This is a genomic window from Terrabacter sp. P5_B1 (assembly GCF_056400505.1).
The window spans coordinates 1-10,382 of record NZ_JBFULD010000139.1; the positions used below are offsets into that span (position 1 = coordinate 1).

At 71.5% G+C, this 10,382-nt stretch carries 10 protein-coding genes and 1 tRNA gene; 4 read left to right on the forward strand and 7 right to left on the reverse strand.

Annotation, left to right across the window (positions count from 1 at the left end; all coding sequences use genetic code 11):
• Positions 1-40: 40 nt before the first annotated feature.
• Positions 41-1,411 (reverse strand): cystathionine beta-synthase, encoded by a 1,371-nt coding sequence (locus AC1DP0_RS11565; RefSeq protein ID WP_478084717.1) that lies wholly within the window; start codon positions 1,409-1,411, stop codon positions 41-43.
• Positions 1,412-1,558: 147 nt separating this feature from the next.
• On the opposite strand from AC1DP0_RS11565, the gene AC1DP0_RS11570 reads away from it, so the two are divergent.
• On the forward strand, positions 1,559-2,647 hold the full coding sequence (locus AC1DP0_RS11570; RefSeq protein WP_478084718.1) for an SGNH/GDSL hydrolase family protein: 1,089 nt from the start codon (positions 1,559-1,561) through the stop codon (positions 2,645-2,647).
• 75 nt (positions 2,648-2,722) lie between these two features.
• Here the strand turns inward: AC1DP0_RS11570 and AC1DP0_RS11575 are convergent, their stop codons facing one another.
• Positions 2,723-3,481 (reverse strand): hypothetical protein, encoded by a 759-nt coding sequence (locus AC1DP0_RS11575; RefSeq protein ID WP_478084719.1) that lies wholly within the window; start codon positions 3,479-3,481, stop codon positions 2,723-2,725.
• 296 nt (positions 3,482-3,777) lie between these two features.
• Between AC1DP0_RS11575 and AC1DP0_RS11580 the strand changes: the two genes are divergently transcribed.
• The gene (locus AC1DP0_RS11580; RefSeq protein WP_478084720.1) at positions 3,778-5,001 is read left to right on the forward strand and encodes an acetyl-CoA C-acetyltransferase; all 1,224 of its coding nucleotides are present in this window, start codon (positions 3,778-3,780) and stop codon (positions 4,999-5,001) included.
• 96 nt (positions 5,002-5,097) lie between these two features.
• Here the strand turns inward: AC1DP0_RS11580 and AC1DP0_RS11585 are convergent, their stop codons facing one another.
• Positions 5,098-5,412, reverse strand: coding sequence for a hypothetical protein (locus AC1DP0_RS11585; RefSeq protein WP_478084721.1), 315 nt, complete (start codon positions 5,410-5,412; stop codon positions 5,098-5,100).
• 5 nt (positions 5,413-5,417) lie between these two features.
• Positions 5,418-6,278: a Bax inhibitor-1/YccA family protein gene (locus tag AC1DP0_RS11590; protein ID WP_478084722.1), complete on the reverse strand. Its 861-nt coding sequence runs from the start codon at positions 6,276-6,278 to the stop codon at positions 5,418-5,420.
• A 139-nt stretch (positions 6,279-6,417) separates the two neighbouring features.
• Between AC1DP0_RS11590 and AC1DP0_RS11595 the strand changes: the two genes are divergently transcribed.
• Both AC1DP0_RS11595 and mptB read left to right on the forward strand, forming a co-directional pair.
• Positions 6,418-6,492, forward strand: a tRNA-Leu gene (locus AC1DP0_RS11595).
• Positions 6,493-6,685: 193 nt separating this feature from the next.
• A complete protein-coding gene (mptB, locus tag AC1DP0_RS11600; protein WP_478084723.1) occupies positions 6,686-8,269 on the forward strand; it encodes a polyprenol phosphomannose-dependent alpha 1,6 mannosyltransferase MptB in 1,584 nt (527 codons plus the stop codon).
• 20 nt (positions 8,270-8,289) lie between these two features.
• Here the strand turns inward: mptB and AC1DP0_RS11605 are convergent, their stop codons facing one another.
• The 3 genes from AC1DP0_RS11605 to AC1DP0_RS11615 all read right to left on the reverse strand — a co-directional run.
• Positions 8,290-9,276: a Ppx/GppA phosphatase family protein gene (locus tag AC1DP0_RS11605; RefSeq protein WP_478084724.1), complete on the reverse strand. Its 987-nt coding sequence runs from the start codon at positions 9,274-9,276 to the stop codon at positions 8,290-8,292.
• On the reverse strand, positions 9,269-9,838 hold the full coding sequence (locus tag AC1DP0_RS11610) for a DUF501 domain-containing protein (protein ID WP_478084725.1): 570 nt from the start codon (positions 9,836-9,838) through the stop codon (positions 9,269-9,271). Before AC1DP0_RS11610 ends, AC1DP0_RS11605 begins: the two co-directional genes overlap by 8 nt.
• Positions 9,839-9,872: 34 nt before the next feature.
• The coding region (locus AC1DP0_RS11615; protein ID WP_478084726.1) for an FtsB family cell division protein at positions 9,873-10,382 on the reverse strand (510 nt) is incomplete at its 5' end.

A 10,382-nucleotide genomic window follows, 5' to 3' on the forward strand; every position in this document is an offset into this window, starting at 1 on the left:
GCATACGGCGTACGTGGTCTCAGGCGGAGCCTGAGGCGGGTCAGTCGGCGAGGAAACCGAGCAGGTCGGCGCGCGTCAGCACCCCGATGGGCTTGCCGTCCTCGACGACGAGGATCGCGTCTGAGTCCTCGAGCTCCTTGCGCGCCGCCGACACGGGTGAACCGGCGCCGACGAGCGGCAGGCCCTTCTCCATGTGCTTCTCGACGGAGTCGGCAAGGTGCGCGTGGCCCGTGAAGAGCGCCTCGAGCAACGCCCGCTCGCTGACCGATCCGGCCACCTCGCCCGACATGACCGGTGGCTCGGCCTTGACGACGGGCATCTGCGAGACGCCGTACTCGCGCAGGATCTGCACCGCGTCACGGATCGTCTCGTTGGGGTGCGTGTGCACCAGGGCCGGCATGTCGCCCGACTTGCCGTGCAGGACAGAGCCGACGGTCGACTCGGTGTGGTCGTTGAGGAAGCCGTAGGAGTGCATCCACTCGTCATTGAAGATCTTGCTCATGTAGCCGCGGCCGGAGTCGGGCAGGAGGACGACCATGACGGCGTCCTCGGGCAGGTCCTTCGCGGCGCGCAGCGCGGCCACGACGGCCATGCCGCACGAGCCACCGACGAGCAGGCCCTCCTCGCGGGCGAGGCGGCGGGTCATCTCGAAGGAGTCGGCGTCGCTGACGGCGATGACCTCGTCGACGACCGACGGGTCGTAGGCGCCGGGCCAGAAGTCCTCACCGACACCCTCGACGAGGTACGGGCGACCCGTGCCGCCGGAGTAGACGGACCCCTCGGGGTCGGCGGCGATGATGCGCACGGCGCCGTCGCTGACCTCCTTGAGGTACTTGCCGGTGCCGCTGATGGTGCCACCGGTGCCGGCGCCCGCGACGAAGTGCGTGACCCGGCCGTCGGTGTCGCGCCAGATCTCTGGGCCGGTCGTCAGGTAGTGGCTGTTGGGACCCTCGGGGTTGTAGTACTGGTTCGGCTTCCATGCGCCGTCGATCTCGCGCACGAGACGGTCGGAGACGGAGTAGTAGGAGTCCGGGTGCTCCGGCTCGACCGCGGTCGGGCACACGACGACCTCGGCGCCGTACGCCTTGAGCACGTCGCGCTTGTCCTGGCTCACCTTGTCGGGGCAGACGAACACGCAGTGGTAGCCGCGGCGCTGGGCCACGAGGGCCAGGCCCACGCCGGTGTTGCCGCTCGTCGGCTCGACGATCGTGCCGCCGGGCCTGAGCAGGCCGTCACGCTCCGCGGCCTCGACCATGCGCAGGGCGATACGGTCCTTGACCGAGCCGCCGGGATTGAAGTACTCGACCTTCGCCAGCACCGTGCACCTCACCCCCGCGTCCGCGACGACGGAGCCGAGCTTGACCAGGGGCGTGTTGCCGACGAGGTCGGCGACGTTCTCTGCATACTTCACCCGTCCATCCTAGGAGGGCTGTCCCGCCGGTCGAGACACGCGGCCCTCTCGGAGTCCCGGCCCCGGCTCGCAGACCGGGCACGGACCGTCGAGTCCGGGCGTTACCGTGGTGGACCTGGTTGAGCACGGCGCAGGAGGGGGGCCCGGATGGGGCGTGCACGACGCGCGCGCAGGATCGCGCAGGCGGCGGCCTACGGCGGCGGAGTCGGCGTCGCCGGTCTCGGCGCCCTCGGCGCGCTCGGCTACGGGATCCTGCGTGTCGAGGCGATGATGGCGCGCCGCATCGTCGGCCAGCACTTCGAGGGCGCGCCGTCCGACAGCGGCACCTACGGCTCCGGGTCCGGCCCCGCCGTGCGGTTCGTCGTGCTCGGCGACTCGACCGGAGTCGGGATGGGCGCGGACCACTCGCACCAGACGATCGGCGCGACGATCGCCACGGGCATCGCCGCCTTGTGCGGCCGCCCGGTCGAGCTGACCAACGTCGCGGTCATCGGCGCCGAGTCCCCCGACCTCGACGAGCAGGTCGAGCGCGGGCTCGCAGCAGTGCCCGAGCCCGCCGTCGCGGTCATCATGATCGGCGCCAACGACGTGACCCACCGCATCGACAGGTCCGTCGCGGTGCGTCACCTCGAGATGGCGGTGCGGAGCCTCCGCGAGGCCGGCGCCGAAGTCGTCGTCGGCACCTGCCCCGACCTCGGGGCCATCGAACCCGTGCCGCAGCCCCTCCGTCTGCTCGCGCGCCGCTGGTCCCGCGATCTCGCCGCCGCCCAGACGGTCGCCGTCGTGGAGGCAGGCGGCCGGGCGGTGTCGATCGGGGACCTGCTGAGCGAGACCTTCTCGGCCGAGCCGCACGTGATGTTCAGCAAGGACCGCTTCCACCCGAGTCCTGCCGGCTACGCCCGGGTCGCCGCGGCACTGCTGCCGACCGTCAGCGCCGCGCTCGACCTCTTCGGCGAGCGCAGCACGCCGACCGCGCCCAACCTGCGTCGAGGCGAGAGCGTCGGCCCGCTCGCCGTCGCTGCGACGAGGGCCGTCACCCAGCCCGGCACGGAGGTCGGTCCGGCCGAGGTCGGCGGACAGGCCCGAGGAGCACACGGACGCTGGGCGGTCCTGCTGCACCGCATCCGCCCGACCGTGCCGTCGTCTGCGCCGTCGTCTGCGCCGTCGTCTGCGCCGTCGTCTGCGCCGTCGTGGGCCGACGCACCGAAGCCCCCCGAGGACGCCGTCCTGCAGTGACGCTGCGGACCCATGCGGCACACGGCGAAGGGGCCGCCCGCTCGTGCGGACGGCCCCTTCGTGACGTGCTGGAGGTCAGCCGATCTTCATGATCTGCGCTGCCTCGGGCGCCTTGATGCCGAGGTCGGCGTTCCACTTGGAGAAGTCGAGCTGGCCCGGGCTGGACGAGGAGCCGGTGAAGCGCACGACCTCGGACTTGTCCTTGGAGACGTAGAGCGCACCCTCCCCCTTGCCCTTCTTGTCGGTGAGGACCCAGCAGTCGACGCCGCCGACGTTCTCGCTCGCGACGTCCTTGGACAGCTGCTGCGGGGTGACCGCGCCGAACGCCTTCTCGAGGAAGCTCTTGAGGCTGAGGCTCTGGGTCATCGTGCCCGCGGACGCCGGAGCCTGGATGAACTTGTCACCGGCCTTCTGGACCGATGCCGGTGCGCCCTGCTTCTTCCAGAACGTCTCGTCACCCTGGATGTAGACACCGTCGGCGACGGAGATGACGCGCGCCTTGCCATCGCCCGCCATCTCGATGGCGATGTCGGCCGTCTTGCCGTCGCTCGTGCCCTTGAAGTCGATCTTGATCGTCTTGCCGCTCTGGTCGACCTGACCGACGAAGGCACCCGACGTCGCGGCCAGCGCGTTCGCCTTGGCCTTGTCGAGGATCTCGGACGCCACGGGGGCGCTGGCGGAGGTAGACGTGCTCGCGGACGGCGTGGACACGTTGGTGGAGCCGGAGCCGCTGGGGCCGGCGGCGGGCGTCTCGGACTTCGAGCACGCGGCAGCGCCGAGGCTGATCGCGATCGCGCCGGACACGGCGATGACGCGAGTCGTGATGGTCTTCATGGTGGACGAGCCCCCTGATCGGTCGGATGGTCCGGGATGAGTGTCCAGACCCGGGTCGGTGCGTGCAGCACCGACGATCCACCCTAATGGTCGCAAGGGCGAGCCCCACGGTCGTACCCGGTCGGCGGGACGCCCTTCGGGACCCGCAGCCCCTCCGGCTCCGGCGAGACGCACGTCATGCGCGGTGGCCTGTCCAAGCGGTGCGAGGACGTCCTACCATCGTGGGGACTGAGCAAGCGCTTAGTCGCCCGTCGCACCGCCGCACGGGCTGTCGATGCTGCACCAGGAGATCTCCCGTGACCGAAGCCGTCATCGTCTCGACCGCCCGCTCGCCGTTCGGCCGCGCCTTCAAGGGCTCGCTCAAGGAGGTCCGTCCCGACGACCTTGCCGCGAGCGTCATCCAGGCCGCCCTCGACAAGGTGCCCGGGCTCGACAAGCGCCTCGTCGAGGACCTCTACCTCGGCTGCGCCGAGCCCTCCGGCCGCCACGGCTCCAACATGGCCAAGGTCGTCGCCACGCTGCTCGACCTCGACGCGACCCCTGCCGCGACGATCAACCGCTTCTGTGCCTCCTCGGCCCAGACGACGCGGATGGCCTTCCACGCGATCAAGGCCGGCGAAGGCGACATCTTCGTCTCGGCCGGTGTCGAGTGCGTCTCGCAGTACACCGACTGGGCCGGCGCCGGTGGCGCCAAGGAGGACCAGCAGAACGGCCGCTTCGCCGACGCCCAGGCCCGCACGAAGCGCATCGCCGAGACCAACGAGACGTGGACCGACCCCCGCGAGGACGGTCTGCTCCCCGACATCTACATCGCGATGGGGCAGACCGCCGAGAACGTCGCGACGGCATACGGCATCTCGCGTGAGCGCCAGGACGAGTGGGGGGTCACGTCCCAGAACCGCGCCGAGGCCGCCATCGGGCGCGGCTTCTTCGACTGGGAGATCACGCCGGTCACGACGCCCGACGGCACGGTCGTCAGCAAGGACGACGGCCCCCGCGCCGGCGTGACGCTCGAGGCCGTGCAGGGCCTCAGCCCCGTCTTCCGCCAGCAGGGCACCGTCACGGCCGGCAACTGCTGCCCGCTCAACGACGGCGCCGCGGCCCTCGTCGTCATGAGCGACACGAAGGCCAAGGAGCTCGGCCTCACGCCCCTCGCCCGGGTCGTCTCGACCGCCGCGACCGGCCTCTCCCCCGAGATCATGGGCCTCGGCCCGGTGGACGCGACGAACCTCGCGCTCAAGCGCGCCGGCCTCTCGATCGGCGACATCGACCTCTACGAGATCAACGAGGCGTTCGCGGCCCAGGTCATCGGGTCGGCCGACCAGATCGGGATGGACTACGACAAGCTCAACGTCAACGGCGGCGCCATCGCCATCGGCCACCCGTTCGGCGCCACGGGCGCCCGCATCACGGGCACGCTCATCAACGCCCTGCGCGAGCGTGACGGCCAGTTCGGTCTCGAGACGATGTGCGTCGGGGGCGGCCAGGGCATGGCCGTCATCTTCGAGCGCCTCAGCTGACGCAGCTCGCCAGGTGGCGGGTTGATGCGGCCCACGACGCGACCCGAGGGCGACAACTCGCCACGTGGCGCCGAGTCGCGGTCCCCCGCGGTCGGGTCAGAGAAGCCGGCGTATGCCGGCCAGGTCGTCCGCGACCACGGCGGGGTCGGTGCCGGGCTCGGTCCGGAACAGCTCGAACACCATGACGCTCAGCTGGTCCATGACCGCGGCCGGCCCGAGGTCGGGCACCGGGTGCGGCGCGACGCCCCTGACCCGCGCCACCCGGTCGGCGAGCGACTGGACGACGGCCCGGACGGACGGCATACGCGAAAGCGCGCGGTCGAGCGGCAGCTGGTGCCACCGCTCGACCACGCGCCGGAGCTCGTCGGACACCTCCTGCGGGGTCGGCGAACCCGCGCCGGAAGGTGCCATCGGCGTCAGTCGCGCAGACGCGCGAAGAGCCGGACGAACTCGATGTAGAGCCAGACGATCGAGACGATGAGACCGTGCGCGAGCAGCCAGGAGTACTTCTTCGGCGCACCCACCCGGACGGCGTTGTCGATCGTGTCGAAGTCGATGGCCAGGGAGTACGACGCGAGGCCGACACCCAGGACCGACAGGATGAGGCCGAGGCTGCCGCTGCCGCCGAAGCCCCAGCCGCTGATGACGCCGGTCATGAGCAGGACGACCTGCAGCAGCGAGAAGAGGCCGTAGCCGACGATGGCGAAGAAGAACATCCGCCGGGTCTTGTCGTTGACCTTGACGAAGCCCGTCGCATAGCCGACGTACATCGCGACGAAGACGCAGAGCGTGGCGAGGACCGCCATCTGCACGACCCCGTCGTACTTCGGGATCGACGCGATGTACTGGCTGAAGGCGCCGAGGAAGGCGCCCTGCAGCACGGCGTAGACCATGAGCAGCGGCACCGAGACCTTCTTCATGAAGGCGATGGCGAAGCCGAGGATCAGCGTGCCGAACATGCCGCCGAGCCAGAACGGCAGCGTCATGTCGGAGTTGGCCTCGGTCCAGAACCACGACACGAGGGCGACGGCGACCGTGACGACGAACAGGGTGAGGCTCTTGACGACGACGTCGTCGACGGTGACGCGACCGGTGTCCACGGGGCCTGCGGGCGCCCGGTTGTACATCTCGTTGAGCTGGCCGGCCGTCAGGGTCTCCTGGGTCGCATAGCCGGCCGCGGGCTGCTGCGGACTGCCCTGGGGCGCGCCGAAACCGGCGTAGCGCTCCTTCTCGATCTGCTTGTTGAGCCRGTCGAAGACCGGGTTTCCACCTGCCATGTGAGTGCGCTCCTCGAAGCACTGGGTGCCACGACCCGCGAATGGGCGTGGCGACTGTCCCCAAGGGTAAGCGAACGCACCCCGGCGAAAGGTTCCCGCGCGCGGGTGCCGGCCGTGCCGGCTGCATACTGGTGACCCCGCCCCCGTGGCCCAACTGGCAGAGGCAGGCGACTTAAAATCGCCAACGGTGAGGGTTCGAGTCCCTCCGGGGGTACGTCGCGTATGTCGGTTGTGCGGGCACGGTTCGGTAACGGCCCGCCCACGCCTTGGCGTGGCAAGGCGCGCATCCGGCTGCTCCACCTAGACTGACGTGCGAGAACGAGGTCCAGGGGCCCATCGTCGGCGCTCCTCCGGGGAGTGTGCCGCACTCCCGAGTGCGACCCCTCAACCACATGAAGGAGCAGCGGGTGCTGGAGCAGCGTGTCGCGGGGGCGACGACGACGGCTTCGCCGCGCACGGCCTGGCCCATCGACCCGCGCGTCGCAGCCTACGGTGACCGTTTCGCGGCGGCCCTGCGCCGCAGCTGGGCCGACCCGATGGTCCGCCGGGGCACGCTGGGCACGTCGCTCGTGGCTGCCGGCTCGATCAGCCCCGCGTTCCTGCCCGCCGACACCTTCGAGCTTCCGGCCTCGCCGCTCATCGAGCGCTTCGGCCTCGAGTGGCTCGGCACCGGCGCCGGCCGGGTCCTGACGACCATCCTGCTCGCGGTCGGCATGGCCCTGCTCGTCGACGCGTGGCTGCGGATGCGACCGGTCCACGGGCGCAGGGCGCCGTCCCTCGCGTGGCTGCTGTGGAGCCTGCCGATCATGCTCGCGCCGCCGCTCTTCAGCCGCGACGCCTACAGCTACGCCGCGCAGGGCCAGATCGTGCTGCGTGGGATGGACCCGTATGCCGTCGGCCCGTTCTGGGTGGCGGGACCCTTCGCCGACCAGGTCGACCCGATGTGGGTGCAGACACCGGCGCCGTACGGCCCGCTGGCGCTCCAGGTCCAGCACCTCGTCGTCAGCGTCTTCCCCGAGAACGCCTACGTGTCGGCCGTCGCCATGCGCGTGCCGGCCCTGCTCGCGGTCGGGCTGCTTGCCTATGCCCTCCCCCGCCTCGCCGAGCGCTACGGCGTCAGCGGTCGGCACGCGCTCTGGCTCGGCGTGCTCAACCCGCTCGTCATCATGCACTTCATCGGGGGTGCCCACGGTGACGCCGTCATGGTCGCCCTCGTCACCCTCGCGCTGCTGCTCGCCAGCCGGGGCCAGCTCGTCGTCGCGTCGATGACGATCGGGGCCGCTGCGGCCTACAAGCAGACGGCCGTCCTCGCCCTCATCGGCGTCGTCGGCATGGCGCTGCAGGCCCAGAGCGACCTCGAACCCGGCGCCCGCGCCCGCCTCCGGGCCATGGTCCGGCACGCGGGCGCCTACGGCGGGATCACCGTGGCGACTTTCACCGCCATCACCGCCGTGACCGGCCTCGGCTGGGGCTGGATCCCCAACCTCTCGGTCCCCGTCTCGCTGCGCTCGCTGATCTCGCCCTCGACCTTCGTCGGCAGCGCGATCGAGTGGCTCATGCGCGTCGCCGGCATGCCCGCAAGCGTGACCTCCGCGCCGGTCCCGATCGCCCAGACGATCGGCCTGCTGCTCGGTCTGGGGGGCATCGCCTGGATCACGTGGCGGGTCGCGCCGCGCAACCCGGTGCTCGCGACGGCCGGGGCCCTGCTCGTGCTGTGCGCGTCTGGCCCCGTCATCCACCCGTGGTACCTGCTGTGGGGCGGGCTGTTGCTCGCCGCCGTGCGCCTCTCGGCGAAGCGCGTACGCGCCGTCGTCTTCGTGACGCTCTTCTTCGTCACCTACGGTGTCGTCGACGCGACGGTCTCCAACGGCACGTGGGCGCTCGGCGTCTCGGCCGCCGTGTGGATGGTCGCACGGTGGCGCGCCAGCCGTCGACGCGTGCACGAGCAGTCCGACGAGCCCGTGCTCGCCGCCGCACTCCCCCAGCGCTGACCGTCAGGCAGGCCGGCCGGTCAGTCGCGGCGTGCGACGCTCAGCGCGATCCCGTCGAGGATGTCGTGCTCGGAGGTGACGACCTGGGTGATGCCGGCTCGGTCGACGACCCGCTCGACGACCCGCCGCCACACCAGGGCACCGGCGCCGATGACGTCGACGCGGCCCGGGTGCATGTAGGGCAGCTCCGCGCGCTGCGCGCGGGCCATGCCCAGCAGCTCGTCGCAGGCGACGACCATCTCCGCCGGTGCGGAGTGCGCGAGGTGGACCCGTTCTGGGTCGTATGCCGGTAGGCGCAGCAGGTGCGCCGTGATCGTCGTGACGCTTCCGGCCAGGCCCACGAGCGTCGCGACACCCTCGAGTGGCACGAGGGACTCGGCGACGTCGAGCGCCGCGTCGACGTCGCGGATGGCGGCCCCGATCTCGCCGTCGGTGGGCGGGTCGCTGACGAGGTGCCGTTCGGTCATGCGCACGCAGCCGATGTCGACCGAGCGGGCGGCCTCGACGTGGTCGGTGCCACGGACCAGCTCGGTCGAGCCGCCGCCGAGGTCGACGACGAGATACGGACCGGAGATGCCCTGGGCGGCGAGGCCACCGGTCGCGCCGGCAAACGAGAGGGCAGCCTCCTCGTCGCCGGAGACGACCTCGGGCGACACCTCGGAGCCGAAGTGCTCGGTGAAGGCCGTGCGCACACCCTCGATGAACTCCGAGGCGTTGCGCGCGTCGCGCGAGGCAGACGTCGCGACGAAGCGCACGCGGGTGGCGCCGAGGTCACGACACACGGCGGCATACTCACGGGTGACGGCGAGCGTGCGCTCCATGGACTCGGGAGCGATGACGCCGGTGCGGTCGACCGCGTGGCCGAGCCGGACGATCTCCATCCGGCGGAGGACGTCGGCGAGCGCCCCGGTGCCGGGGTCGATGTCGGCGACGAGCAGGCGGATGGAGTTGGTCCCGCAGTCGATCGCGCCGACGCGAACGGTTCCAGTGCTGGTCGCGTCACTCATGGGTCGCCTCCCTGGTGGACCCGGACGCTGCGGCGTCCTCGGCGGCGTGAACGGCCGCGCACGATGTCGGTTGCCACCACTGGTCGAGCATGGCGAGCGCCTCGTCACCGAGCGGGTTGACGCCCGGGCCAGCGGCCAAAGAGTGGCCGACGAGGACGTGGAGGCACTTGACGCGGGTCGGCATGCCCCCCGCGGAGACTCCCTCGATCTCGGGCACCTCGCCGAGCTCGGCACGCTGCGCCAGGTAGTGCTCGTGGGCCTTCGCATAGGCCGCGGCGAGCTCCGCGTCGTGGGCCAGGCGCTCGGTCATCTCCTTCATGACGCCGGCCGTCTCGAGGGTGCTCACGGCGCCGGTGAGGCGCGGGCACGTGGCGTAGTACGTCGTCGGGAAGGGGGTGCCGTCGGGCAGGCGGGGCTCGGTGCGCAGCACGTCGGGCTCGCCGCACGGGCACCGGTGCGCCACGCCGGCCACCCCGCGAGGGCGCCGTCCGAGCTGACGCTCGACGGCGTCGAGGTCGGACGTCTCGACGGGCGGCGGGGACGGAGGGGCGGAGTTGCTCACGCGAAGCTCCCTTTCGGTGTCGGACTGGCCGCGGTCACTTGCTGCGCGTGACCCCTGCCGTCGGTCGGTCGGCGATCTGGACCGACTGCCACACCTTGCCGTACCACGGCGATGCCGCGTTGGCCAGGGGTGCGGCCACGACGGGCCGCGCCGCGGCCGGAGCGCTCGCATGGTCGGCCGCAGGGTCGATGACGGTGTAGGCGCGGTCGCCGACGCGGACGAACTTCAGTCGCTCTCGGGCCTGGACCTCGATGAAGGCGGGGTCCTTCCACAGTGCGGCCTGCCGCTCGAGCTGCTGCACGCTCTGACGCTGCTGGGCGAGCTTGTCGTGCATGGCTGCCGCGTCGCCGCGTTGCTGCACGAGCGAGCGCAGCGTGGGCACGATCGTGACGGCGAGCATGACGAGGATGCCGAGGAGGATGGCTCCGCGCACCCAGGCCGTCGACGCCGAGGGCGGGGCGCTCTGCGGGGTCCGCGGTCGCGCGGCGAGAGCCGGCCGCTCCTTGCCGGCGCCCGGACGGCTCGTCCGGGACGCCCCGGGTCG